We start from the raw sequence: 25,570 nt of genomic DNA, 5'->3' as shown, positions 1-25,570 counted from the left end.
TACAGGCTGCTTGAGTGCAGCCAGCACCCGAAACGAACACGCACAGGTATCGCACCGTCATGAACACTTCCCCACGCCGGGTGCCCGCATTCATGCCGACAGACACATGCGATCCAAACCGCAGGTATACACGGTGAGACCGGTTATTAATTCGTATAGTCATCCCGCTACGGCCTCGTTTGAGCCCCGCGCCGAACACCCTCCCGTTATTGTGGTGGGTCACCCGGACAATAAAGGGTATTCAATACTGGTCGACAGTTTGTCTGAACAACATTGTCCTGTGATCTGTGTTGAAAGTTATAGCCAGTTGCACACGCAAGTGTTCAATCAAACCACCCTGGTGTTTGTGTTTGTCAGCGGCTTTTCAGTTCAACTGTTAAATGCCGAGACTGAAAACCTTATTCGTCACGCCCGCCATATAAGTATTGTTCCGGTTGTCGAGTACGCCGAGCAGGAACGTGCAACGGCGCTGCTTGAAAGAGGGTGCGTGGACTACCTGCTGGCGCCGTTCAGTGCCACCCAGATCAAGGCGTTGTTGCAGCGGCATGCGGCGGCGGCCAGTGCCCAGGAAAGCTTTGTGTCGTGTTCGGCAGCGGGGCGCCGTCTGCTGGCGATGGCCCAGCGGGTGGCCGTGACCCGTGCGCCGATCCTGATTACCGGTGAAACCGGCACCGGCAAAGAGATGATGGCGCGCTACATTCACCGTTTTGCCTCCGGCGACAATGCCCCGTTTGTGGCTGTCAATTGCGCGGCCATCCCCGAGCAAATGCTCGAATCCCTGCTGTTCGGTCATGAGCGCGGCGCCTTTACCGGCGCGGTGACGGCCCAGTGCGGCAAGTTTGAAATGGCCAATGGCGGCACCTTGCTGCTGGACGAGATCGGCGAGTTGCCCCTGGGCCTGCAGGCCAAACTGTTGCGCGTGTTGCAGGAACAGCGCGTGGAGCGTCTGGGCGGGCACAAGGAAATCGCCCTGGACGTGCGCATTATTGCTGCAACCAACCGCGACCTGAGCGAAGAGGTGGCCCAGGGGCGGTTCCGCGCCGACCTGATGTTTCGTCTGGACGTGCTGCCGCTGCACATCAGCCCGTTGCGCGAGCGTCAGGACGATGTGCTGGCCCTGGCCCACCGTTTTATCCGCCAGTACGCCCCCCAGGAAGATGCAGATGGCCTGCTCACCGAACAGGCCTGCCAGGCGCTCTTGCAACATGACTGGCCGGGCAATGTGCGCGAACTGGAAAACACCCTGCAACGGGCGCTGATCCTGCGCAAAGGGCTGTTCATCCAGCCGCAGGATCTGGGTCTGGCCGCCACGGCTGGCAGCGCGGTATCGACAGCCTTGGCAAGGGGGCTGCCGGGTTGGTTGCGCTGGTGGAAAAGGTCATCCAGCACGAGTCGGGCGGGCGGGTGGCGGTGGTCTCGCCCAAGGGCGCCCGTGGCCTGATGCAACTGATGCCGGGCACGGCCCGGGAAATGGCCCAGGAGCTGAACCTGCACTACAACGAGCAGCGCCTGACCCGTGATGGCGAGTACAACAAGCAGTTGGGCACGGCGTATCTGGACAAACTGCTCAAGCGCTATGACGGCGCCACGGCGCTGGCGGTGGCGGCGTACAACGCCGGGCCCGGGCGAGTGGATGAGTGGCTCAAGAGCAATGGCGACCCGCGCCAGGGCACGATCAGCGTCAGTCAGTGGGTGGAGCGCATTCCGTTCAAGGAAACCCGCAACTACACCCGTTCGATCCTGGCCGACCTTGGCCAGAGCGGTGTGTCACCCAGAGCGCCGTCCGCTGCTACGCGCAGCGGGAAGATTGATGGCCTGGCATTTAAGTCGGACGCCATTGCGGTCGCCTCAAGCACACAGGACCTCACTACCACCGTCAGCCGTGCAGCCGAACTGAGTTCACCGGCCTTTGCCCAGAACATGCGGGTTGCGCGCAAGGAGATTGAAACATGAGCCTCATGGGCCAGATCGGTTATTCCGGTGTATCGGCGGCGCAAGTCGCCCTGAACGCGGCGGCACAGAACATTGCCAACATCCGCACCCCGGGTTACAGCCGCTTGTCCGTGCAGACGGGCTCGGTCGGCGGGCAGGGCCAGCAGGTGGGGGGCGGGGTCAACGTAATCGGGGTCAAACGCATCAGCGACAGCTTCAAGACCCAGCAACTGTGGCGTGCCACCACCGACATGAACTACTACCAGGCCGGTCAGGACTACTTCAGTTCGCTGGAAGGCGTGATGTCGGGGGAGGGTTCCAACCTGAGCACCGGGCTCAACAACTTCTATGCTGCCCTGAGCGCTGCCAGCAGCAGCCCCGGTGATATCCCGTTGCGCCAGCAGATCCTGTCCGAGATGAAAAATCTCACCCAGCGCTTCAACGGGCTCAACAGCAATATCGACAATCAGCTCAAGGGCCTGCATGAGCAACGCTCGGCCATGGGCACCGAAATCAACGGTCTGAGCAATAACCTGGCGCTGCTCAACCAGAAAATCGTGCAGGCCGAATCCAACGGCGCCGACAGTTCTGCACTGCGCGATCACCGCGAGTCCCTGGTGGGCGAGCTGAGCAAGTACGCCGATGTGCGCGTGAGCGAAAGCCGCGACGGCTCCCTGACCGTGTCCCTGGCCAACGGCCAGCCACTGGTCAGCGGCAAAACCGCGGGCCAGTTATCGATCACCCTCAACGCTGCAGGTGAACAGGAAGTGGCGCTGAATTTTGCAGGCACCAGTTTCCCTTTGCATCAGGACACCCTGGGCGGCGCGTTCGGCGGGCTCTACAACGTCGAGCACAACAGCTTGCTGCCCGCCCGTGAAAGCCTCAAGGAAATGGCCGGGGCCCTGTCGACCCTGGTCAATGACACCCTGGCGACCGGTTTTGACCTCAATGGCAACCCGGGCAGCCCGCTGCTGACATTCGACCCCAGCAGCACCAACGGTCTGTTGCAAATGAATAACGTCAGACCCGAGGAGCTGGCGCTGTCCGGTGTCGCGGGCGAGAGCGGCAACAACCAGGTGTTGCTGGACCTGATCGAACTGAAAAACACCCGGGTCACGGTGGGCGGCAACTCGGTGACGTTGAGCGAAGCCTACAGCGGCATGCTGGGGGATGTGGCCAGTGCCAGCCGACAGAACCAGGCCGACCTCAAGTCTGCCACCACCGTCACCGAGCAGGCCCAGAGCCAGCGCGACAGCGTGAGTGCGGTGAGTGATACCGAAGAAGCCCAGGCGGTGATGGATTACAACAAGGCGCTGCAAGCCAACATGAAGGTCATTCAGACCGCCAACAGTATTTTCGACACCATTCTGGCGGCTGTCTGAAGCCCGGCACATCGACTTGAGTAAAGGCCTGAACACATGCGAATCACCAACGTACACACCTCTGCCCTGATGCACAGCAACATGAACCGCAACGCCGAGGCGATCGGCAAGCTGCAGGCACAAATTGGCAGCGGCCTGCGCATCCAGAAACCTTCGGACGACCCGATTGCCAGCGCCCGCCTGATGCGTATCGAGCGCGAGCAGGCCAGCCTGGAACAATACAACCTCAATATCGGCCGGGTATCGGACAACCTCATGGTGCAGGAAACCTATTTGAAGTCCGGCTCCGACGCCATGCTCGGCGTGCGCGATCTGCTGCTGTGGGCCGGTAACGACAGCAACAGCGGCGAGGATCTCTCGGCCATCGCCGATGAAATGTCGAGCCTGGAACAGAGCATCATGAGCTACTTCAACGCCAAGGACGAAGCGGGCAACTACCTGTTTTCGGGCACGCTCAGCAACACCCCGGCCGTGACCTTTGACCCGGCCAGCGGCACCTACAGCGTGACGGGCAACGACCAGCACCGACAGGCGGTCGTGGGCAATGGCGTGATGATCGATGACAACGTGACGGCCAGGGACATCCTGGGCCCCAATGCCGACCTGCTGAACGATCTGCACAGTCTGGTCGACAGTCTGAAGGCCGCGCCCAACGACCCGGCCACCCGCCAGCAGCTCAAGGACACGCTGGACAGCCTGGACCAGACCCACGGCCGCGTGCTGGGCGGGCTGACCGAGCTGGGCGGGCGCCAGAACACCCTGACCCTGCTGGGCAACGGCAACGCCGATGTGTCGTTGGCCAACCAGAAAGTCCAGGGTGATCTGTCGCAACTGGACATGGGCGGGGCGTTCCTGCAGGTCAGTGGCTACGAGCTTTCAATGCAGGCCAGCCAGAAGGTCTATACCCGCGTAGCGGCCATTTCCTTGTTTGACCTGATGTAAACCAGAACCGGAACACCCGACATGAAAGTTGTAAACGAACGCTCGGCCATTGCTTCTTATGACCTGGGCATGCGCACTCAGGCCCAGCAGCGCGACACCGTGCCCCAACAGCGTGTGCGCAATGCCAGGCCGCCCGAATTGGCCAGCGCCCAGCGCCAGCCGGGGAAAATGGCCGGGCTGAGCCTGCAGTTGAACCAGCAGTCGTCTTCCATTCAGGCCGCGCACCTGTACCTGACCCAGGTCACCGAGCAGTTGAGCAGTTTCAAGCGTGATCTTGGCCGCAGCCTCAACGGCCCGGCCAAGGGCGGTCTCGAAGGTGAAGCCCTGGCCCGTTCTGTCAATCGCCTCAACGACCTGCTGGAGAACCGCAGCCGGTTATCGGCCGCCAGTGTCGATGCCCAGATGGGCCTTAACCTGGACCAGCCGTTGCGCAGCCGTTTCAGCATTCAGGGGCTTGAATCCCTGAACGCGGTACAGGCCTCGGGCAGCGAAACCCTGCTGTTCAGTGCCGGGCGGCACATGCCGGGGCCGATTGCCGTGGTGCTGGACGACGACATGAACGAGCGCCAGATCCTGCGCCGCTTCAACACCAGCCTGGCCCAGGCCGGGTTGCATGCCGAGGTCAACGGCGAAGCGAAATTGCGCTTCTCGGCCACCGAGTCGCAATGGGGCAAGCTCAAGGGCCAGATGTCGATCCAGGGTGAAGACAAACTCTTCGCCCGGGCCAGTTTTACCCCGGTGCACAGCAAGGAGGAAAACCTGCTGGGCGCACCCTTGATTGCGCCCAAAGGTACGGGCCGGGCCGAGCTGCGTCAGTTGATGGCCACGGTGGACAAAGGGCTGGTGCGGGTCAACGGGGTCATCGAGCAACTCAATCAGCGCCAGGGGCATGTCCGGGAGCAGATCGGTCGCCACGAAAGCAAGGATGAAAAGCGCTGGGCCCACGACTTTGCCGGTCGCGTGTTTGAGGGCGAAGCCGGGCAGGGCAGTGACTACCTGAAAGTGGCGCAACTGGTGCAATGCCAGGCCAATGTGTCGCGGCACCGGGTGGTCGGGTTGATGGGCTGAGTCGAGAGGTCAGCTGGTTTGCAGGTCGCCGGCCCGGATGTCGGTGGTGTAAATGCCCCGTGCCGCCCGCATGGGAACCGGGGGCATGAGCGGCCTGATATCGATCAGCTCCCAGGCCAGCCAACCCTCCTCGTAATAGCTTGCACAGGCCGCTGGCACGTCTTGCGGTTCAAACGGGCGTATGGCCTTGACCCGTACGATGGCCACGGCGATGCCCTCGGGGTCTTCATCACCGTCGATATGCAGAAATCGCTTGTTCTCGACAATCAGCAGGTCTTCGGTCGGGGCCAGTTCGGGGTGCCAGCGCCGCACTTCAAGGGTTTTCTCCCCCGAGGCAATTCGGCTGGCGCCGGGGTGAACAATGGACAGGGTTTTGATGGCACTCTCCTTAGTGGCCTGGTTGCCCGAGCAGTGACTGCTCGTAGGCGGCGGTCATGGTCTGCCAGGTTTTTGGATCGGCAGGGATCAGATGCTCGATGCGCAAAGACGTTACCGTGATGTCGAGCGGCATGCCGAAGGTGGTGAACGTGGACATGAAATTCAGCTCGCCCTGAGGGGAGCGGATACGGGTCAGCACCAGCGGTGGCAGCTCATTGCTCACGGCGGCGCAGGACGGCGGGGCATCGAGGGTTTGCAGCAGTTCGGCCAGGGCCGGGTTGTCCAGCGCCTCGCGGGTAGCCCGCTGCCAGGCAATGCTGCGGATTTGCTCGGGGTTGATCAAGTGGTCGCCCAGACCGCCGGGTTGCAGCAGGGTGGTCAACAGGTTCAAGCCCTGCGCCGCGTCGGCGGGCAGCCCCAGCAGATTGAACAGCACCCGGGTGCTGGCGTTGGCTGCCAGCACCTGCCAATGGCTGCCCAGCACGATCGCCGGAGCAGGGTTATTGGCGTGCAGCACATGGCTGATGGCGTCACGCACGGCGTCCATTGCCGGGGAGGACAGCGGGGTGGTTTCGTAACGAGGCGCGTAACCGGACGCCAGGAACAGGCTGTTGCACTGCTCCAGCGGGACCTCCAGGGCCATCAGCAAGTTGTGCAGGGTGCCTGGGCCGGGCCGGGCGCGGCCGGTTTCAATGCAGCTCAAATGGCGCTGGGAAATGCCCGCGATCATGGCCAGGTCGAGCTGGCTCAAGCGGGCCTGACGCCGCAGCAAGCGCAGCTGGGGTCCGGCGGTTGTCGGGGCCGTGGTACGGGGGAAGGGTTGGCTGTTCATGCATCAACTCTGGCAGTGGCCATGATCGGCGTCCATGACCTGTGAGGTCATTGCGGGTGCGGCAAAAGTATCACTAACTGGCGTACCGTCAGCCCCCGCTAAAGGACAGTACATGAACAAACCCTATCTCGCCCTTGCCGCATTGCTGGGCTTCGCCGGTTACACGGGCTACACGATGTGGACGGCGCAGCAGTCGCTGGTGGCTTTCGGCCTGGGCCTGATGTCCAGCCCCGACACGGCTCAGGTCGTGATTGACCTGTACCTGCTTGCGGTTCTGGCCTGCATCTGGATGTACCGGGATGCTCGCGCCAAAGGCCGTTCGTTGGCATCGGTGCTGCCTTATCTGCTGCTTACCGCCGTTTTTGTTTCCGTGGGGCCGCTGCTGTATATCGTGGTCGATGGGTTCAGGTCGGGCGTCAAAACACCTGCTGATATCTGACAACGCCCTGCCAATAGCGACATTGCGACACCTTTTACACATGCACGCTGTTCTGGATTAGATTCAGGCCCTCATAATGCCAGCATTAAAAAGCGTGTCGTCGTGCAGATGAGGTGATGTCTTGTTGAGTGGTGAAAAAAGCTCGGTCGAGCTGAATTGGAACGAAGTCCGGGACGGCTTCAAACAGCTTTTGCCCATTTCCATGTTTGTGGTGGTGTTCGGCATTGCGTTCGGGCTTGCTGCTGCTCAGACGGGGCTGGACGATGGGGCAAGCCTGCTCATGAGTACCCTGGTGTTTGCTGGTGCGTCGCAGTTCGCAGCGCTGGACCTTTGGGGCGCGCAGGTACCTCTTGTTCCGTTGATCGTGACGGTGTTTGCGATCAATGCCCGGCATCTTTTGATGGGGGCAACCTTGTACCCCTGGCTGCGCGAGCTCCCTACGGCCAAGCGCTACGGGGTGATGATGGTGATATCGGATGCCAACTGGGCGATGTCGATGCAGGCATTCAACAGCGGCAAATCGGGCATCGGCCTGATCCTGGGCGGCGGCATTGCGCTGTGGGCGGCCTGGGTGCTGGGCAGTTGGCTGGGCGTGTACTTTGGCAGCGATATCCAGGACCCGGTCAGTCTGGGGCTGGACATGGTGATGGGCTGCTTTCTGCTGGCCATGGTGGTCGGCGGGCAAAAGAACCTGCGCATGCTGGTGATCTGGAGTGTGGCAGCCGTCTCGTCACTGTTGGCGCACCGGTACTTGCCTGAAAACAGCCATGTGGTGGTCGGGGCACTGGCAGGTGGCGTGCTTGGCGCTGTGTGGATGGAGAAGAAAAAGTGAGCATTGATAGCGCAGGTTACGGCACCTTCATCATCATTCTGATCATGGCCGTGGTCACGTTGGTCACGCGCCTGGGGGGCGTTTTCGTGATGTCCTTCGTTCCCATCAACTACCGGGTGCAACAGTTCATCAGCGCCATGTCGGGCTCAGTGCTGGTCGCGCTGCTGGCGCCTCTGGCGCTTAACGGTGACAACGGTGCACGCCTTGCCTTGCTGACCACGGCAGTTGTGATGCTGGTGCTCAAGAAGCCCCTGCCCGCGATCGCGGCAGGCGTGATTGCAGCGGCGGTGTTCAGGCATTTGTGAAAGCACGCATGTGTCGCGGCCTTCTGTAGCCGCTGAGCACTGCGACGTAGCAGTCGTAAAGTCGGCTTTCACGGTTAATCAGGCATACCGCGTGTGCCTGTTTTGCGACCGCTACGTCGCAGTGGCGCACCATCTCGATCGCAGCCTCGTACTACTCGTCAGCGACTACACGCGGGATGGGTGAAGAATCTGTAGTCGCTGACGAGCCGTGCGAGGCTGCGTCCGGCTGCGAAGCAGTCGTGAAATCGGCTTCCACGGTTAATCAGGTGTACCGCGTGTACCGGTTTTGCGACCGCTTCGCGCTCGATCGCAGCCTCGTACTACTCGTCAGCGACTACACGTGGGTTAGACGACGAATCTGAACCGCTGTGGAGCGCAGCTTTACCCCGCCCAATTCACCGAGCATCATGTGCCGCCCGCACCCACGTCCAGGGTGCCGGGTATTGGCGGTTAAAAGGAACTGAAGTTGAACGAACACACATTGTCCATGCGCCTTGAGCGCGTGGCAGCCCATATGCCAGCCGGTGCGCGCCTGGCCGATATCGGTTCGGACCATGGGTATCTGCCGGTGGCGTTGATGCGCCGTGGTGCCATCACGGCAGCAGTTGCAGGCGAGGTGGCGTTGACGCCCTTTCACGCGGCGCAACGCACTGTGCGCGAAAACGGCCTGGAACAGCTGATCACCGTGCGCCAGGCCAACGGTCTGGAGGCCATCGAGGCGGCAGACGAGATCACCGCGATCAGTATCTGCGGCATGGGTGGCGAGACTATCCGCGACATCCTTGAGAGCGGCAAGGCGCGGCTGAACGGGCGGGAGGGGCTGATCCTGCAACCCAATGGCGGTGAGCAGCCTCTGCGCCAATGGCTGATGGATAATCACTACAGGATCCTGTGCGAAGAGCTGTTGCAGGAAAACGGCTTCTACTACGAAATCATCGTCGCCGAGCGCGCCGGGCCGGTGCTGTATACGGCCGAGGAACTGTATTTCGGACCCTTGCAGATGCAGGCGCGCAGCCCTGTGTTTCTGGGCAAGTGGCAACGCATGCTGCTCCAGAAGCAGAAGGTCCTGACCAGCTTTGACCAGGCGCGGCAGGCGGTACCCGAGGACAAGGTGCAGGAAATCGCCCGGCAGGCCCGCTGGATCACTCAATTGCTGGCCTAGGCCCGGGCCGCTGATCTCAAACTTTCGTACGCAGCCATGCCAGCAACTGTGCCTGAGGGCTATCGGCAATCAACGGCTGGGGCGAAAGCAGGCAATAACGCGAACCGTCCTCGACGAACCCCCCAGGCGCAGCCAGTACGCCGCTTTCCAGATCGTCGCGCACCAGATGCCAGGGGCCGATGGCCACGCCCAGGCCAGCAACGGCCGCCTGCAGGCTGAAATAGAAGTGCTCGAAGGTTTGCCCCGGTGCCTCAGGCCAGGCCAGGCCTGCCGCTGCGGCCCATTCATGCCAGGCCCCCGGCCGCGTGCGCGTGTGCAGCCGAGGTGCGTCGGCCCGCAATTGCGGACTGGCGTCCTCTGCACAAAACCACTGGGCAACTTTTTCCGGGCGACATACCGGGCCGATTTTTTCCGCAAACAAGGGCTCTGCATGATAACTGTCGGCCCAGGGGAAGTCGTCACGGCGGATGGCCAGGTCGATATCACTGGCAAAGCTGAACGGCCCTCCACCCGCGACCAGATGTACGTTTATCTCCGGATGCCGGGCCTGGAAATCAGGCCAGCGCGGGATCAACCAGCGCATCAGCAACGTAGGCTCGCAAGACAGCACCCAGGCCGGTTTCTGGCGGGCGTTGGCGCGCACTGTGTCGATGGCCTGGGCCATCAGCCCCAGTCCATCGCCCACCGCTTTGGCCAGCACGCGGCCGGCATCGGTGAGAAACACCCGGCGGCTGCGGCGCTCGAACAGCTCCACACCCAGCTCGTCTTCGAGCAGGCGCACGGCGCGGCTGACTGCGCCGGGGGTCAGGTGCAGTTCGCTGGCGGCACGACTGAAGTTCTCCTGACGTGCTGCAGCCTCAAAGCAACGCAAGGCCAAAAGGGAAGGCAGCCGCCCATGACTGATTGGTGAGTCAGACTCACTATTGTTGTCAGATATCATCGTTATTCATCTGCGGTCTGTGCCAATAGCATGGCGTCTGTTCGTTAACAGTCGACAGGATACGCCATGACCGAATTGATAGCTGTAATCACAATAACTCTGCTGGCCATCATCAGTCCGGGGCCCGATTTTGCGATGGTGACGCGCAACAGTCTGATGCTGTCGCGCCGCGCCGGGGTGCTGACCGCCCTGGGCATAGGCCTGGGGGTGATGGTGCATGTGACCTACACCCTGGTGGGTGTGGGCCTGCTGATCCAGCAGTCGCCCTGGGTGTTCAGCACCATCAGGCTGGTGGGCGCGGTTTACCTGATCTATTTGGGTGTGAAGATGTTGCGTGCCAATCCCGGCAGCAGGTCAGCCGAAAGCCCGGTGGCACCATTGTCGGATCTGGCGGCGCTGCGCACGGGCTTTCTCACCAATGCACTCAACCCTAAAACCACACTGTTTATCGTCAGCCTGTTTATGCAGGTAGTACGCCCGGACACACCGCTGGCCGTGCAGATTGGCTATGGCGGCTTCATTGCAGTGGCCCATATGGCCTGGTTCGCTCTGGTCGCGCTGTGTTTCTCGGCGGGGGCCGTGCAGGGGCGCTTGCTTGCCGTGCGTCACTGGATCGACCGCGTCTTCGGTGGGCTGCTGGTTGGCTTCGGGATCTTGCTCGCGGTTCTACGCTGAACAGGGGCAATGCCCTCTCCTTGAAGTGTTTTTTTTCACCCAGTGGGAAGCCCGGAATCAGAGCTGACGCTGTACAAAAGTCAGTTACAAATAATAAGATGAGAAGAATTATCATTAACATCAAGCGAATCTCACATGTCTCACGACAGAACCGTCTCGCCCGTCGAGCAGCTGTATGCGAATCATCATGGTTGGCTGCGGGGCTGGCTTCATCGGCGACTGGGGCATCGCGCCGATGCCGAGGACCTGGCACACGACACGTTTATCCGTGTACTGCGTTCAAAGCACGATGCGCAGGCGTTGCGTCAGCCCATGGCGTTTCTTGCAACCATTGCCAACGGTCTGCTGATCAACCGCTGGCGGCGTCAGGCAATCGAGCGGGCTTATCTTGAGGCGCTGGCTGCCCGACCGGCAGGCGAGGAGCCTTCCCCCGAAGACCGCTACCTGACGATCGAGACCCTGCTGCAACTCGATTCGCTGTTGATCGGGTTGTCTGCCCGGGTGCGGCAGATTTTCTTTTTGTCCCAGCTCGATGGCTTGACCTACCCGCAGATCGCCGCGCAGTTGAGCCTGAGCGTGGCCCAGGTGCAGCGGGCCATGAGCAAGGCCTTCAGCGTCTGCTACGCGAGCCGTTTCGAATGAGCGGCGTTTCTGTCAATCCCCGTGTACGGGATATGGCCATCGACTGGATTGTGCGCATGCAGTCCGGGCTCATGGGGGCGGCTGACCATCAGGCCTTGCAGCAATGGCGTCAGGCGAGCGCTGAACACGAATGTGTCTGGCAGCGCGTCAGTAGCCTGGCGCTGTTGCTGCAGCCCGGGGCCGCGCTTTTATCCGATGCCACAGCGCGCAGGGCGCTTGAGTCAGCCGGGGCAGACCCTCAGCAGCGCAGGCAGCTGCTCAAGTGCTTGTTGGCACTGGGCCTGTTTGGCGGGGTTTCCTGGCAAGGTGCGCAATCGACCGTGGTGCGCACAGCCCTGGCCACTTACCGCACCACAACGGGCGAGCGTCGTCAGTGGCGGCTGGCCGACGGCACTTCCTTATGGTTGAACACGGCCAGTGCGGCCAACGTGGAGTGGCGAGAAGACCAGCGCCATGTGCAGTTGATCGAGGGCGAACTGGCCCTGAATGCACAGGCCGAATCAGGTTCGGTGCAACTGGTCACGCCCGATGCCGTGTTGCGTGGCCGTGGGGCCAGCCTGCTGGTGCGCCATGATCGCCAGGGCACTCAGGTGACGGTATTGCGCGGCCTGGTGCAGGTGAACTCGCCTTACAACCGGGCGCCATTGTTGCTGGAGGGGGGTTGGCGAACGCGGGTGGATGCCGGGGGCATTCATCCGGCAAGCCTCACCGATGTGTTTCTGGCCCAGGCGTGGCTGCGGGGCATTTTACCGGCCGAGCGCATGCGCCTGGATGCTTTGCTGGCCGAGCTGTCACGCTACCGGCCCGGTATTTTGCGCTGCAGCGAACAGGTGGCGGCCTTGCGCGTGACGGGCAGTTTCCAGCTGGATGACACGGACGCGGCGCTGGCGCTGGTCGCCCATGCATTGCCAGTCCGTATCGAGCGGCGGACCCGCTATTGGGTCACGGTGGTGGCGGTCTGAATTATTTTTCGTTCTGCGCGACAGTTTTTCGAAACTGGCGGGGCCTATAGGAATAACCCACCGAAACAGGTGGGCCTTCACCTTCAGGAGCCCTGCATGATTTCCCCCGCACGTGTTTTATGCGCCCGCACCTTTGGCCTGCTTTTACTGGGCCTGCAACCGCTTTACAGCGCAGCCGTTTTCGCTGCTGATGAGCGTCAGCACTTCAATATCGATGCCGGCCCCCTGGATCAGGTGCTTTCGCGTTTCGGTGTGCAGGCGCGAATCAGCATGGCCGGGAGTTCGACACTGACGGCGGGCAAGAGCAGCAAGGGGTTGCAGGGCGACTTCAGTACCGAGGCGGGCCTGACACGACTGTTGTCGGGCACCGGCCTGAGCTATCAGCGCCGGGCGGACGGCAGCGTCGAACTGTTTCAGGGGGCAGGGGCGGTCGTGCTGCCCTCGCAGAAGGTCACAGGGGAAGATCCCGCCCTTGAAGAGGTCTATCTGGCGCCTCGATCCACCGTGTATATCTCCAGCGAAGAGATGCAACGTTTTGGCGTGATCTCGGTGGGCGATGTACTCAAGGGCCAGCCGGGTGTGCAGGTAGGGGACAGCCGTAATGGCGGTGGCCTGGATGTGAACATTCGTGGCATCCAGGGGCAAAGCCGGGTAGCCGTCACGGTCGATGGCTCGCAACAGGCGCTGGATGTGTACCGCGGCTATGCCGGTACGCAGCAGCGCAGCTACATTGACCCTGACCTGATCAGCGATATCACCATCGACAAAGGCCCGAGCCTGACATCGAGTGCCATCGGCGGCACGGTAAAGATGCGCACCATCGGCGTAGACGACATTTTGCGTGACGGTCAAACCGTTGGCCTGCGCCTCAAAGGCGATGTGTGGAACAACGGCGTTGCTCCCGCTTCCCGTGACGGCCATTCGGCCACTGAGACCCTTTACTCCGAACCGCACCGGGACCGTGGCGGCCTGTTCGGTTCAGAGGCCCAGTCCGGCAGTGCTGCGTTTGCCTGGACCCACTACTACTTCGATGTGGTGGCAGCGTACGCGCATCGCAATCAGGGCAACTATTTCGCTGGCAAGAAGGGTCAGGACCGCTACCGCACGTTTAACCGTTATGGGCGCGAGAACATGACGGTCGCCACGACGTACAACCCCGGTGAAGAGGTGCTCAACTCATCGGCAGAGACCGACTCGTACCTGATCAAAACCACCATTCGCCCGGCCGACGACCATACGCTGGAGTTGGGCTTCAGGCGGTACGACGGCCATATTGGCGAGATCATGCCTTCGGATATTTTCCGGTTCGGCACCGGGGGCATCTACCAGTACCCCCTGAGCCACACGAAAATCGACACCTATACCGCCCGCTACAATTACCTGCCAGACGCCAACCCGTTGGTGGACCTGACGGCCAGCCTGTGGATGACGGACGCTCAAACCAGCAACCTGACGTCGGTGCTGGCGCCGGCTTCGCAGCGTTATCGCTCGGATCGCAACTGGACCCGACAGGCCGACCGGCGCATTGGCGGCGACCTGGCCAATACCTCGCGGTTCACTACGCGCTACGGCGATCTGAAGCTGGATGTGGGCAGCGGGTTCCAGATCGAGGAACTGCGCCCGCAGAAAGGCGTGGTCACCAATCAGGATGACATCAATGCCAACCGCAGCCTGCGCGATGGCTCCCGGCAGGAGTTCAGCCTGCACAGCAAGCTGGAGTACCAGCCGGTCGACAGGCTGACGCTCTGGGGGGGCGGTCGTTATACCTATTACCGCACCAAGGATCACGTTGCCCACTCGACGGCGCTGCGCGAGGAGCGCGAGTTGAGGTACCTGAGGGTCTTTAGCCCGCAGAGCTACGGCAACATGATGTGGTTCCCGGATCAGAACGGCCGGTACACCAACGCCACGGACCCGCGGTTGAACAACGGTATCGTGTTCAACAACACCAACTTCCCTTTCGAGGGCACGCGCTACAACGACTTCGGCGCTACCGAGTCGACGGTCTATCCGTCCCAGGTTGGCGAGGTGGTCAGCGGTTACGCGTACTCGGGCAAACAAAGCGACAGCGGCGGTGCTTTTGCGCCTGCCATTGGTTTCAACGTCGAACTGGCGCCGGACACGTTCTTCTATGCCTCATACACCCAGGGCCTGCGCATGCCTTCGCTGTTCGAAACCAGCCAGGGCGTCTTGCAGACCATGCCCGGCAAAGGCCTTAAACCCGAGCGCTCAAGCAACTGGGAGATCGGTGCCAGCACGCTGCATAAAAGCCTGTGGGTGGACAATGACTCGGCGGACATCAAGCTTGCCTACTTCAATACCAACATCAAGAACTACATCACCCGCTATTACGATCCAAGCCCGGGGTTGATGGGCCTGATGCAGTTCAGCAATACCGACAGCTTCAAAACCAGCGGCCTGGAGTTGCAATCGCATTACGACGCGGGTCGCGTGTTTGCAGATTTTTCGTCCACTTACTACCTGAAAACCGAAACCTGCGACTCGACCTTCGCGGCACGCTTGCGAGCCAGCTCCAACCCCTATCAGGACTTGAGCAAAACGCCGAACTGCACGCCGGGCAGCTTCATGGGTTCTTACTCCAACACCCAGAACCCGCCACGCTTTGCGGCAAACCTGACCACGGGCCTGCGCTTTTTTGACCAGACGCTCACCGTCGGCGGCCGTGGAACCTATACCTCAGGCCCGACCGTCAAGGCCGACAATGAATGGCAAACCGGTGCCACCACGCCGCAACTGGTCTATGAACAAGTGGCGTTGTTTGATCTGTTCCTCAACTACAAGCTCAAGGACCACACGCAGCTCAATGTGTCGTTGCAGAACCTGACTGACCGCTATTACCTCGACCCGCTGGCCCAGAGTTTCATGCCTGCGCCTGGGCGTACGTTGCGCGTGGGTGTGCAGACCACGTTCTAGTCGGCCCGTTGGCTGGCGCTGTCGAACATGGCGATAAAACGGTTGATCAGCGGTGACGGGTTGTGGGCATGCCAGCTCATGTACAGCCCGATGGCCGGGTTGGCAGATTCTGCCACCGGGCGAATCGGGCGAAACACCACCTTGTCGCGCATGTTCGAGCCGGCAATGGACTCAGGCACCAGCGCCACGCCAAAACCGCAACTCACCAGGCCGATCAGGGTATGGATCTGTGCGGCTTCCTGTACCACCCTGGGGTAAAAACCGGCGGCTTCGCACAGGGCGATCAATTGGTTGTGATAGCCGCTGCCCAGGGCCTGCGGGGTGAACACGAAGTCTTCGTCGGCAAAATCCCGAAGCTCGATCGGGCCTGACTGCGCTTTTGGATGATCAAGGGGCAGCGCCATGACGATGGCTTCTTCGAACAACAGGCGCGATTCGATGTTCTGCGTCGAATGCGGCAGTTTGCGCATGAACGCGATATCGGCTTCTGCGGCCAGAATCGCCTTGGCCTGGCTGGAGGAGGGCATCTCCCTGATGACCAGCTGGACATCGGGAAAGCGTTGGCGAAACCGCCTGAGGGTGCTGAGCAATGGCTCGTAGTACGCGATGGAGACAGCAGTCACCGTGAGGGTGCCCGCAATGCCTTCGGACACCTGGCGAGCGTGTTCAATCCCCCGTTCCAGCGCCTTGAGTGTTTGATAGGCAGCCTGCAAAAAGACAGTGCCTGCGGGTGTCAGTTTGACCTCTCGCTTGTTGCGGGTGAACAGGCTGAAACCCAGTTTGCCTTCCAGCCGATTAATGGCCTGGCTCAGGGGCGGTTGAGCTATATGCAGGCGAATTGCAGCTTTATGAAAGTGCAGCTCTTCAGCCACCGCGATGAACTGCCTGAGCAGTCGGGTTTCGATCATTTCCAGCGTTCCTTGATTTGAACTGATCACTGTTGCCGGAGCAGGGTAACAATTAATTCTATATAAGGCTTGATTACTCATCGGCTTTAAAGAGGCCGCGTGATAGGCGCAGCGTATCAACTGAGTGCCTGTTTAGTATTAAACAACTTGGCGTCCGATTGATAAGGTGAGGTGATTATCACGAGGAACTACCCATGAACTTTTCCGGAAAAACCGCCATTGTAACGGGTGCTGGCCGTGGGCTGGGTTTGAGTTATGCACGTGAGTTGGCAAGGTTGGGTGCCAATGTCGTGATCAGTGACAGTGGCGCAGACAAGACGGGTGCAGGCACGGATGCCGCCGTTGCCCTCGATGCCGCCCGAACACTTGCAGCCGAGGGATTCAGCGTGATCGGCCATCATGGCGACCTGGCTGGCGAGCAGGGGTGTCGGCAATTGATCGAGACAGCCATCAATGGGTTCGGGCAACTGGATATTGTGATCCACAACGCGGGCTGGGTTGGTTATCAGTCGATCGAAGAAACGCAACCGGCGTTTATTCAGCGGGCGCTGGATATAAACATCTACAGCCCGATCTGGCTCTGCAAGCATGCCTGGAAATACCTCAGGCACTCTGCAGCTGCACGGGTGGTGCTGACGTCTTCGGACCGCGCCATGTATCAGCAGTATGCGCAGCCGGGGCTGACGGCCTATGCCGCGGGCAAGATGGCCCAGCTTGGGATCATGAATGCACTGAGCATGGAAGGTGCGGCCGATGGCATTCTGGTCAACGCCGTATCGCCGGTGGCCAAAACCCGCCTGTGGGGCGTGAGTGGCGAGCCGGACAACCTGAAACCTGAATGGGTCACTCCCGGCGTGATGTTTCTGGCTTCGCCGTTGTGCCAGGACACGGGCTACATTCTGCGGGCCAGCAATGGCCAGTTCAGCGCGACGCGATTTGTCGAGAACCCGGGAGTCGACTATCCCCTCGACCTGGCGCGGGTCAAGGCCTCAAGCGCCGAGCAGGTTGCCCGGTTGTGGGACCAGATCAAGGAGTGCTGAGGTGCTTGCCCGCGATCATTGAGGAGCATCCGACTTGCAGACCCATGTTTCAAGTGAGCAGAAGGACTGTTAATTGTGCCTATAACTTAAGTATGGGCAGGGAGCAGGGCACGGATAAAACCCTTGTGCAGGTTGATGTTCGTGGCGTTATAAGCGGTTATTACAACTTGAGCATTAGTCCTTAAGTTGGGTCGCGGCGGTGCTATATAGAGTGTTAATACCAAGTTGTGAATTGTGTGTTGAAGCCTATGGAGTTGTTATGTCCTTACGGATGGAATGTCCCTTGATATCAGAACAGGGGGCCTTCGAACTTAAGCACAGCAAGCTCAAGGGAGTTGATGATGAACACTCAACCAAGGTTGAAAACGAGCACCGCTTTATTTTTGGTGATGACCGCCGGCCTGGCGGGTTGCAGCAGCGGTGGAGGTGGCTCCAAGACCACCATCAGTACGACAAACACTACGCCTCCTGTCACCACCACCACGACTACGCCGTTGGTGACAGGCCAGGTCGCCAATGAAGTGGGTACCGGACTGGGCGGTGTCGGTGTACTGGTCAGTGATGTGGGCACTACCCTGACCAAAGTTCCAGTGGTCGGCGCAGCCGGTGGGCTGGTGGTTCACACCGGTGACGCCGTGTCGTCCATTACCGACGGCGTGACCAATGGCCTGGGTTCCTTGGGCACTGATAAAAACTCGCTGGGTATCACCGTTGCCGGTGTCACCAACGGGGTCAGCGACGTCGGCAAGGGTGTTTCGTCACTGGGCACTGGTGTCAGCGGTTTGGTCGATAACACACCGATCAGCCAGATTCCGCTCGTGGGGGGCGTTGTGGGCAAAGTCACCGACACCACGGGTGGTCTGGTGAACAAGGTCGGCACCACCGTCACCATGCTCGGCAATACGCTGACGACCAACGTCACCAGCGGTCAATTGGGCAAGGCGACCGGGGGCCTGAATGACAAAGTCGTAGTGCCCGTGATTTCACTGGTCGAGAACGTAACGGGCAAGGTGGGTACAACAACAGGTTTGGGCAAACCAGTGGACGGTTTGCTGAAACAGGTTGGCGGTGTGGTAGGGGGGCTCGGTGACAAAGTGGCGGATACAGGCAATAACCCGGTAACAAACCTGGTCGGGGGTGTGCTGGGTGGTGTGGGCGGCGTGCTGGATAAATCCGGCGGTTATGTCAATCCGCCAGCAGGTGCAGGCACCGGTACAAACACGGGCGGCCTGGGTGGCTTGCTGGGTCTGGGCGGCAATGGTGGCTTGCTTGGTGGCCTGGGCGGTCTGGGCGGGGCAACGGCCTCGACAGGTGGTCAGGTAAACACCGGCACTACGGGTGCGGGCACTACCACCGGTGGCTTGGGTGGTCTTGGCGGCCTGCTCGGCGGTCTGGGCAACCTGGGCAAGAAAAACTAGGCATTGACCCTCTCCAGGAAGTCTTCGCGAGACGACAGCGCCATGGCTTCGCTCGCGTGGGCCCTGAGGTGCGATTGGGTGAGCTACCGTGCAATGTGCCTGAGTGCAACGCCAGGCATCCCGCGGCCGGAACGTCGGGAATAAGCGCGGTGACGATGGCGGTCCCGGCATGCAGGTGTGAACCTGACACTACAGCTGTGCCGCCATTGCCTGCGTTCATGTGTTGAAGCGGTATCCTCTCCCGGACCAGTTCCTGCTCCCCCGATCAGATCCTTGATAACGGCATAGCCACACGTGGCAAATGTCACAATCCCGAGTTCACGTCAGACTCCGTTTCCCGGATGCCCAGTGTGTAAAGCGCATGAGCCTGATCGAACGCGTGCAACGCGAGAAGAGACCGCTGGCGCCTTCAGACGGGCCCGCGCGTTGGGGTTGTGGCCGATACACGTCTGCTTTAGGTTATTGAAGGTCACCGTATCTCCCTCATCAACAAGGAAAAATGCAATGAAAGGAAGCTGTGCCTGCGGGGCCGTCGGGTATGAAATTGACAGTATCGACATGCCGGCGAGCCACTGCCATTGTCACTCGTGCCGCAAAACCCATGCCGCAGCATTCGTGACCACGGCGGGTGTTTTGCGTGAGCACTTTCGCTGGACGAAGGGGCAGGAACACCTGAGCAGTTACGAGTCTTCCCCCGGGAAATTGCGTCGCTTTTGCTCGCTGTGCGGCTCTCACCTTGTGGCAGAGCGAACCGCAGCACCGGCTGTGATTGTTCGTGTCGCGACGCTGGACGAGGACCCGGGTGTGCGTGTGCAATATCACATTTGGGTTGATCATGATGCTCCATGGCTCAACCATGAGCATCTTGCGATGCACCCGCAATGGCAGCCGGGGCGCTGAGGTTGTTTTGATGTGCCCAGGCGTTTGAAAAATGGAATTTCATTCAGTATCCAGGAGGCAGGCTTTGGCTTTCACATCACCTGTTCGCACGCTTCGAGAAGTGTCTGAACTTGATTACCACGACAGCAGATCGGTCCAGCTACCTGCACCCATCACGGCGCTGAAGCCTGGAACCTCATGACGGCCGAACAGGGGCTGCCCATGCGCCTGGCTTTCCGGACCCGGGATGCCATTTCCTCCCTGTTTGGCGTGAAGCGCATCGGTGGTTTCTCCGGCACCCGGCGAGAGGCCGTGCAAGAGGGCGACCATCTGGATTTTTTCTGGTGGAGCACAGTGCTCCCCAGATGCTGGTGCTGACTGAACGTGACCGGCATCTGGATGTGATGATTTGCCTCTCGATAACCACCGATCATGTGCTGGTGGTTACATCCTCGGTCGTGACCCACAACGCCTATGGCCGTCTCTACATGTTGCCGGTGGGCCCGGCGCACAAGCTCATCGTCAACAGCTACCTCAGGCAAGTGAAACGCAAACTCGCACAGAGGGCTTGAACACCGGTGCGCCAACAGGCTGCATTCAGCCGGGGATCAACTCATTTGTTCTTGCAGGCTTGTTTCTATCAGTTCGGCCAGCAGCCTGGCGGCAGGCGTGAGGTGCTCGTTCACAGCATGCAGCACATACCCCAGGGTCGGAACCGCGGGTAACCCGCGAATAATCGCGAGATGACTCGGCAACCCGATGCGGGTGCGCAGGGTCACTCCCAGTCCGGCGGCAACGGCCGCCCAGATCCCCCCCACGCCAGGGCTGGTCAGTGCAATCCGCCAGGCAATTTTTGCTTCATCCAGCGCCTTGATCGCCACGCTGCGCATGACGCATGGGGCGTCGAACAGGATCAAGGGCAGTGGCGCGTCGCCAGGCATGTAGCGGGCCGGTGTGTCCCGGGACCCGATCCAGTGCATTTGCGCTTCACCCAGGCGCGTAGCACAGGCGGATGGCTGCCCGGTGTCCCAGGCCAGTGCCAGGTCAAGCCCGTCGCTGTCCATCAGGGCCAGCAGCTGGGCATTGCGTGCGATCCTGACTTCCAGGTTTACCAGGGGATAGCTCATGGCGAACCGGCGCAAAATGTCGCTTAGAAAGTGCTCGCCAAAGTCTTCTTGAAGCCCGAGGCGCACAGTTTCTGGCGTCTGGTGTTCATTTAGCGTCTGGAAAATGCTGTCGTTGAGTTCCAGTAGCCGACGGGCATGAGTCAGCAAGGATTCGCCCATTGGCGTCAGTGCCAGGCCCCGGCCGGATTTGAGCAGGACGGGCGTGCCGATCTGCTCTTCAAGTTTCTTGAGTTGTGCGCTCACGGCAGAGGTCGAACGGCCCAGGCGGCCTGCCGCCTTGGCAAAACTGTTGAGCTCCACGCCGGTCACGAAGGTGCGCAGTACATCGAGGTCGAAGACAGGGCGTCGCATTTGATCATCCACAATTTTGGAACAATGGGCGTCATTTAATCTGATATTCCCAATGGTTGCGACTTGATAGATTTCTCCGGTCAACACTTCACAGGAGCAATGCGTCATGCCGTTTGCACGTATCTCGTTGCACCGGGGCAAGTCTGCCGAGTATTTGCAGGCCCTTTCACAGGGGCTGCACGATGCGTTGGTCGAGAGTTTCGAGGTGCCGCTGGCTGACCGGTTCCAGGTCATTGACCAGCATGAAGCAGGCGAGCTGATTTTCGATCCGGGCTACCTCGGCGGGCCGCGCAGTCATGACTTTGTCTTGATCGCCATAACGGCAGGGCGCCCGCGTTCGACACTGACCAAGCAGCGCTTTTATCAAGACCTGGTCACCAAACTGAACCGTGCCACAGGCCTGGACCCTGAGGATGTCATGGTGATCGTGACCACCACAGAGACCGAGGCCTGGTCATTCGGGGGCGGGCGGGGCAACTGAACAATGCTGAGGTGGGGCGGGCTTGCTCGCGATGGCATCGCCCCCGCCTCAGAGCCTGCTCAAGGCACTGTTTTCATCTGCACAATCGGCTCATTGCGCGCACGTGCCACGCTCAATCCCAGCAGCCCGCCGATCACCAGGGCGCCGGCCATGAAATACATGGCCGCCTGGGTGTTGCCGGTTAGCTGGGTCAACCAGCCCACCACGATCGTGCTGAAAAACCCGGCGACATTGCCCAGCGAGTTAATCAGTGCGATCCCGGCCGCCGCCGCTGCGCCCCCCACCACGGCGGTGGGCATGCCCCAGAACACCGGCAGACTGCTGATCATCGCCGCGGTGCCGACAGTCAGGCCGATCATCGACAACCACAGGCTGGCCCCGAACAGGGTGCCGAACACCACGCCGCCAGCGCCGATGAACGCGCAGATCGCGAGGTGCCAGCGATACTCGCGAAAGCGGTCGCTGCTGCGCCCGACCAGCACCATGCTTACGGCCGCGACGGAGTAGGGAATGGCGCTGAGCACGCCGATTGCCCAGGGCTCGGCTACACCGTTGTTGCGGATGATGGTCGGCATCCAGAAGCTGATCACGTATTGCCCCAGCACCAGGCAAAAGTAGACCGCCCCCAGCAACCAGATTTTCGGGTTCAGCAAGCCATCGCGCACTGAATGGTGGGCTTTTGCCTTGGCTTCGCGATCCAGCGCGGCCTGCATGCCGCGTTTTTCCTCGCTGCTGAGCCAGTGGGCATCTGCAATGCGGTCGCGCAGCAGGAAGAACACCGCGCCACCCAATGCCACTGCCGGCAATCCTTCAATCACGAACAGCCATTGCCAGCCGGCGTAACCTGCCACGCCATCGAGTGTTTGCATGATCAAACCGGAAATCAGCGAGCCGAGCATGCTGGAGATCGGCAAGGCGGCGATGAACAGTGAAATCATCACCCCGCGACGATGGCTCGGGAACCAGGTGGTGAGGTAGAAAATGATCCCGGGAAAGAAACCGGCTTCAGCGATGCCAATCAGAAAACGCAGCAGGTAGAAGCTCATGGGCGTTTCGACGAACATCATGGCTGCCGACAGCAGGCCCCAGGTCATCATGATCCGGGCAATCCAGCGCCGGGCGCCGAATTTGTGCAGCGCGATATTGCTGGGGATCTCGAACATCAGGTAACCGACGAAGAACACCCCGGCCCCCAACCCGTAGACCGCTTCGCTGAACTTCAAGTCATCGAGCATCTGCAACTTGGCGAAGCCGACATTGACCCGGTCCAGATAAGCGACCAGGTAACAGACCATCAGCAACGGAATGACCCGCCACGCGGTTTTACGGTAGGCCGAATGCAGTGCGTGGTCCGGCATGTCACCGGGGAGCGGCGATAAGGTGTTCATCTCGAGCCTCTTTCTTGTTGTTGTAGGGGCGATGTTGAAATGGCATGGCTTACGGATCGAGTGCACGACCTCCTGGCCAGTCACCGTTCTGGCACATGCCCCCCACGATTTCGCGGATCAGCTCGCTGATCAGGGTTTTAAGATGGCTGGCGGGCATTGAGGCACAGCTGCAGATGCCCAGGATCCGGGACACCCCTTGAGCGGCAATCCGGTGGGCGACCAGGCGGCCGTCCCCGATCTCTCGCATGGCCAGGTTCAGCGGCATGATGGTGTGGCCAATACCGGCCTCGACTGCACTTTTGAGGATGTGTACGGAATTGACCTCCATTGCGATTTGTCCCGCTGCCAACCCGCGCTGTTTTACCGCGTGTTCGACCACGGTGCGGGTGCAGTGACCGTGGGCCTGGCTGGGAAACACCAGGGGGCGGGCCAGTGCCTGCTCCAGAGAGACCTCCCCGGCGGGTGGTGCGTCAGGCGCATTGGCCCGGTGTATCAGGTAAAAATCTTCTTCGATCAACGCGCTGAACAGCACCTGCGGGGGCAAATCAAGGGAGGTAAACAGGGCCAGGTCAACCCGACCGTGGAGCAGTTGGTCCATGACGTTCCCGGTCAGCTCTTCGTTGAGATGGAACGCCACTTGTGGGTAACGGGCCGCCACGGCGCGCATCAGCGGCATTGCCAGAATGGTTGCGACACTTTGTGGCAATGCCACCGTAATCGATCCGCTGACTTGATCCTGACTGCTGCTGACGGCAGCACGGGCGTCGGTCAAATGTTTGAGCATGCCCTGGGCATATTCGTAAAAGACCTTGCCGGCTTCGCTTGCGACGACGCCGTTGTGGCTGCGATGGAACAACTGCACCCCCAGATCATCCTCCAGCGCGGACATCTGCTTGCTCAACGCCGATTGCGCCACATGCACCTGGCGTGCGGCCCTGGACAAGCTGCCGCAATCGATGACGGCGACAAAGTATTTGATCTGGCGGATTTCCATTGAGGCGCTTCCTGCAGGGCTCGAATGTACGGGGGCCGAAGATGGTACAGCGCGTCAGCCTGTCGAGTGCCCGCGAGGGAAAATCTTCCCGGGGTTCATCAGTTGCTTGGGGTCCAGTGCTGCCTTGATCGCCTGCATGACGCTCACGGCGTTGGCTCCGTGTTCGACTGCCATAAAGTGTTGCTTGGTCAGCCCTATGCCGTGCTCGCCGGTGCAACTGCCTTGCATGGCAATCGCCCGCTCGGCCAGTCGATGGGCCACCGCTTCGGCGCGCTCGACTTCGTCCGGGTTCAGGGGGTCGACCAGAATCAGCGCGTGGAAGTTGCCATCGCCCACGTGGCCGAAAATCGGGGCGAGAAAACCATTCTCGGCAAGGTCCGCAGCAGTGGCCTCAATGCATTCGGCCAGTCGTGAAATCGGCACCACCGCATCGGTGGTCAGGGAGCGGCAACCGGGACGAAGGGCCAGGGAGGCGAAATAGGCGTCATGCCGTGCCTGCCACAAGCGGCTGCGATCTTCGGGATGGACCGCCCATTCAAAGTCCAGCCCCTGGTGCTCGTCGGCGACCATGCGCACCGTCTCGATCTGCTCCTTCACGCCCGCTTCAGAACCATGCAGTTCAAAGAACAGGGAGGGCGCTTCGCGCAGTTGCGTGCTGCTGTAGGCGTTGAGCGCTCGCATCGTCAAGGCGTCGAGCAATTCGATGCGGGCGATTGGCACGCCCAGCTGGATGGTCTGAATGACCGCGCGTACGGCCAGATCGACACTCGGAAAACGGCACACGGCGGCCGAAATGGCTTCAGGAATCGGGTGCAGCTTGACCGTCAGCTCGGCGATGGTCGCCAGCGTACCGCCCGAGCCCACCAGCAAATGGGTCAAGTCGTATCCCGAAGAAGACTTGCGCGCACGTCCACCGGTATTGATCACTCGACCATCGGCCAGCACTGCAGTCATGGCCAGCACGTTTTCACGCATGGTGCCGTAGCGTACGGCGTTGGTTCCGGAGGCACGCGTGGCTGCCATGCCGCCCAGGGACGCGTCGGCGCCGGGATCGATCGGAAAGAACAACCCGGTGCCATGCAGCGCGGCATTCAACTGCTTGCGCGTCACGCCCGGCTGTACGGTGGCGTCCATGTCGTCGACCCGGATATCGATAATCCGGTTCATGCCTGACACATCAATGCTCACGCCGCCGTGGGACGCCTGCAACCAGCCTTCCAGAGAGGTGCCGCTGCCATAGGCGATCATCGGCACATCGTGGCGATAGCACGCGGCGCTGATGTTGACGATATCTTCCAGGCTGTTGGCGTAGGCCACGGCATCCGGCGGCATGGGGTCGAGTGCGGAAATATCGCTGCCATGATGCTCGCGCACGCTGGCCGAAGTGGAGAATCGTGTGCCGAGCAAGTCGCTTAATTGATCGCGCAACATTTCGGGCAGGGGCGGGTGTTCGCAGGCAGCAGGAAGGGACATCAAGCACTCTCCGGTTTTTGTGCGCCGCGTGAAGCTGGCGGCATTTGTAAGGAGTCATGACTTATCTTAGGCAGCCTTTGGTACAC

At 60.7% G+C, this 25,570-nt stretch carries 25 protein-coding genes and 1 pseudogene; 18 read left to right on the top strand and 8 right to left on the bottom strand.

The features are described 5' to 3' along the window. Positions 1-319 precede the first annotated feature (319 nt). Genes V6P94_RS16980 through V6P94_RS16960 form a run of 5 tightly spaced genes read left to right on the top strand, consistent with a single transcriptional unit; the run spans position 320 to position 5,324 of the window. Positions 320-1,441: a sigma-54 dependent transcriptional regulator gene (locus V6P94_RS16980; RefSeq protein WP_338647825.1), complete on the top strand. Its 1,122-nt coding sequence runs from the start codon at positions 320-322 to the stop codon at positions 1,439-1,441. Further along, positions 1,369-1,953 carry a lytic transglycosylase domain-containing protein gene (locus tag V6P94_RS16975; RefSeq protein WP_326397794.1) on the top strand — a complete coding sequence of 195 codons (585 nt, stop codon included), beginning with the start codon at positions 1,369-1,371 and terminating at the stop codon, positions 1,951-1,953. Before V6P94_RS16980 ends, V6P94_RS16975 begins: the two co-directional genes overlap by 73 nt. After that, complete coding sequence (flgK, locus tag V6P94_RS16970) at positions 1,950-3,314, top strand: flagellar hook-associated protein FlgK (RefSeq protein WP_133079261.1); 1,365 nt, start codon at positions 1,950-1,952, stop codon at positions 3,312-3,314. Before V6P94_RS16975 ends, flgK begins: the two co-directional genes overlap by 4 nt. Before the next feature lie 36 nt (positions 3,315-3,350). Further along, complete coding sequence (gene flgL, locus V6P94_RS16965; protein WP_326397795.1) at positions 3,351-4,256, top strand: flagellar hook-associated protein FlgL; 906 nt, start codon at positions 3,351-3,353, stop codon at positions 4,254-4,256. Between the two features lie 21 nt (positions 4,257-4,277). Then, positions 4,278-5,324, top strand: a complete 1,047-nt coding sequence (locus V6P94_RS16960) for a hypothetical protein (RefSeq protein ID WP_326397796.1) — start codon at positions 4,278-4,280, stop codon at positions 5,322-5,324. Between the two features lie 9 nt (positions 5,325-5,333). Here V6P94_RS16960 and V6P94_RS16955 read toward each other — a convergent pair whose 3' ends face one another. Then, positions 5,334-5,687, bottom strand: a complete 354-nt coding sequence (locus tag V6P94_RS16955) for an ASCH domain-containing protein (RefSeq protein WP_338649454.1) — start codon at positions 5,685-5,687, stop codon at positions 5,334-5,336. 25 nt (positions 5,688-5,712) lie between these two features. Next, entirely contained in the window at positions 5,713-6,534 is an 822-nt protein-coding gene (locus tag V6P94_RS16950) for a helix-turn-helix domain-containing protein (RefSeq protein WP_133079265.1), read from the bottom strand. A gap of 112 nt (positions 6,535-6,646) precedes the next feature. Here V6P94_RS16950 and V6P94_RS16945 point away from each other — a divergent pair, with 112 nt between their 5' ends. From V6P94_RS16945 to V6P94_RS16930, 4 genes are all read left to right on the top strand, one after another. After that, positions 6,647-6,973 (top strand): DUF2834 domain-containing protein, encoded by a 327-nt coding sequence (locus V6P94_RS16945; RefSeq protein ID WP_219262754.1) that lies wholly within the window; start codon positions 6,647-6,649, stop codon positions 6,971-6,973. Between the two features lie 121 nt (positions 6,974-7,094). Beyond that, the gene (locus V6P94_RS16940) at positions 7,095-7,805 is read left to right on the top strand and encodes an AzlC family ABC transporter permease (protein WP_219262755.1); all 711 of its coding nucleotides are present in this window, start codon (positions 7,095-7,097) and stop codon (positions 7,803-7,805) included. After that, entirely contained in the window at positions 7,802-8,110 is a 309-nt protein-coding gene (locus V6P94_RS16935) for an AzlD family protein (RefSeq protein WP_133079268.1), read from the top strand. The genes V6P94_RS16940 and V6P94_RS16935 overlap by 4 nt, the downstream gene beginning before the upstream one ends. Positions 8,111-8,576: 466 nt before the next feature. Continuing rightward, entirely contained in the window at positions 8,577-9,272 is a 696-nt protein-coding gene (locus tag V6P94_RS16930; protein ID WP_326397797.1) for a tRNA (adenine(22)-N(1))-methyltransferase TrmK, read from the top strand. Positions 9,273-9,288: 16 nt separating this feature from the next. On the opposite strand, the gene V6P94_RS16925 is transcribed toward V6P94_RS16930, so the two are convergent. Continuing rightward, positions 9,289-10,212, bottom strand: a complete 924-nt coding sequence (locus tag V6P94_RS16925; protein WP_326397798.1) for a LysR family transcriptional regulator — start codon at positions 10,210-10,212, stop codon at positions 9,289-9,291. A 66-nt stretch (positions 10,213-10,278) separates the two neighbouring features. Between V6P94_RS16925 and V6P94_RS16920 the strand changes: the two genes are divergently transcribed. From V6P94_RS16920 to V6P94_RS16905, 4 genes are all read left to right on the top strand, one after another. Further along, on the top strand, positions 10,279-10,887 hold the full coding sequence (locus V6P94_RS16920; RefSeq protein WP_326397799.1) for a LysE family transporter: 609 nt from the start codon (positions 10,279-10,281) through the stop codon (positions 10,885-10,887). A gap of 135 nt (positions 10,888-11,022) precedes the next feature. Then, a complete protein-coding gene (locus tag V6P94_RS16915) occupies positions 11,023-11,529 on the top strand; it encodes a sigma-70 family RNA polymerase sigma factor (protein WP_338647816.1) in 507 nt (168 codons plus the stop codon). Next, positions 11,526-12,491: a FecR domain-containing protein gene (locus V6P94_RS16910; RefSeq protein ID WP_338647814.1), complete on the top strand. Its 966-nt coding sequence runs from the start codon at positions 11,526-11,528 to the stop codon at positions 12,489-12,491. The genes V6P94_RS16915 and V6P94_RS16910 overlap by 4 nt, the downstream gene beginning before the upstream one ends. Before the next feature lie 96 nt (positions 12,492-12,587). Next, complete coding sequence (locus V6P94_RS16905) at positions 12,588-15,425, top strand: TonB-dependent receptor domain-containing protein (protein ID WP_326397802.1); 2,838 nt, start codon at positions 12,588-12,590, stop codon at positions 15,423-15,425. On the opposite strand, the gene V6P94_RS16900 is transcribed toward V6P94_RS16905, so the two are convergent. Continuing rightward, positions 15,422-16,333 (bottom strand): LysR family transcriptional regulator, encoded by a 912-nt coding sequence (locus tag V6P94_RS16900; RefSeq protein WP_338647811.1) that lies wholly within the window; start codon positions 16,331-16,333, stop codon positions 15,422-15,424. The two genes, V6P94_RS16905 and V6P94_RS16900, sit on opposite strands and share 4 nt — an antisense overlap. A gap of 194 nt (positions 16,334-16,527) precedes the next feature. Between V6P94_RS16900 and V6P94_RS16895 the strand changes: the two genes are divergently transcribed. The 4 genes and pseudogenes from V6P94_RS16895 to V6P94_RS16880 all read left to right on the top strand — a co-directional run bounded on the left by V6P94_RS16895 (position 16,528) and on the right by V6P94_RS16880 (position 20,242). Beyond that, positions 16,528-17,373 (top strand): SDR family oxidoreductase, encoded by an 846-nt coding sequence (locus V6P94_RS16895; RefSeq protein ID WP_338647809.1) that lies wholly within the window; start codon positions 16,528-16,530, stop codon positions 17,371-17,373. A 341-nt stretch (positions 17,374-17,714) separates the two neighbouring features. Further along, the gene (locus tag V6P94_RS16890; protein ID WP_326397805.1) at positions 17,715-18,791 is read left to right on the top strand and encodes a collagen-like triple helix repeat-containing protein; all 1,077 of its coding nucleotides are present in this window, start codon (positions 17,715-17,717) and stop codon (positions 18,789-18,791) included. Positions 18,792-19,295: 504 nt separating this feature from the next. Then, positions 19,296-19,691: a GFA family protein gene (locus V6P94_RS16885; RefSeq protein WP_326397806.1), complete on the top strand. Its 396-nt coding sequence runs from the start codon at positions 19,296-19,298 to the stop codon at positions 19,689-19,691. Between the two features lie 31 nt (positions 19,692-19,722). Next, positions 19,723-20,242 (top strand): annotated as a pseudogene (locus V6P94_RS16880) (DUF2867 domain-containing protein). Between the two features lie 36 nt (positions 20,243-20,278). Here the strand turns inward: V6P94_RS16880 and V6P94_RS16875 are convergent. Further along, a complete protein-coding gene (locus V6P94_RS16875; RefSeq protein ID WP_326397807.1) occupies positions 20,279-21,148 on the bottom strand; it encodes a LysR substrate-binding domain-containing protein in 870 nt (289 codons plus the stop codon). A 106-nt stretch (positions 21,149-21,254) separates the two neighbouring features. Here V6P94_RS16875 and V6P94_RS16870 point away from each other — a divergent pair, with 106 nt between their 5' ends. Beyond that, a complete protein-coding gene (locus V6P94_RS16870) occupies positions 21,255-21,629 on the top strand; it encodes a tautomerase family protein (protein ID WP_326397808.1) in 375 nt (124 codons plus the stop codon). 59 nt (positions 21,630-21,688) lie between these two features. Here V6P94_RS16870 and V6P94_RS16865 read toward each other — a convergent pair whose 3' ends face one another. From V6P94_RS16865 to V6P94_RS16855, 3 genes are read right to left on the bottom strand one after another with little or no spacing between them, the layout of a single operon-like run. Beyond that, positions 21,689-23,017, bottom strand: coding sequence for an MFS transporter (locus V6P94_RS16865; RefSeq protein ID WP_219262768.1), 1,329 nt, complete (start codon positions 23,015-23,017; stop codon positions 21,689-21,691). Between the two features lie 49 nt (positions 23,018-23,066). After that, the gene (locus V6P94_RS16860) at positions 23,067-24,011 is read right to left on the bottom strand and encodes a LysR family transcriptional regulator (RefSeq protein WP_219262769.1); all 945 of its coding nucleotides are present in this window, start codon (positions 24,009-24,011) and stop codon (positions 23,067-23,069) included. 54 nt (positions 24,012-24,065) lie between these two features. Continuing rightward, on the bottom strand, positions 24,066-25,484 hold the full coding sequence (locus tag V6P94_RS16855) for an FAD-linked oxidase C-terminal domain-containing protein (RefSeq protein WP_326397810.1): 1,419 nt from the start codon (positions 25,482-25,484) through the stop codon (positions 24,066-24,068). Between the last annotated feature and the right edge of the window lie 86 nt (positions 25,485-25,570).

It is taken from the genome of Pseudomonas sp. ML2-2023-3 (genome assembly GCF_037055275.1).
Taxonomy (GTDB): Bacteria; Pseudomonadota; Gammaproteobacteria; order Pseudomonadales; family Pseudomonadaceae; genus Aquipseudomonas.
Note: the sequence above shows the minus strand (reverse complement) of the source record. Positions and strands in the feature narration are given on the sequence as shown.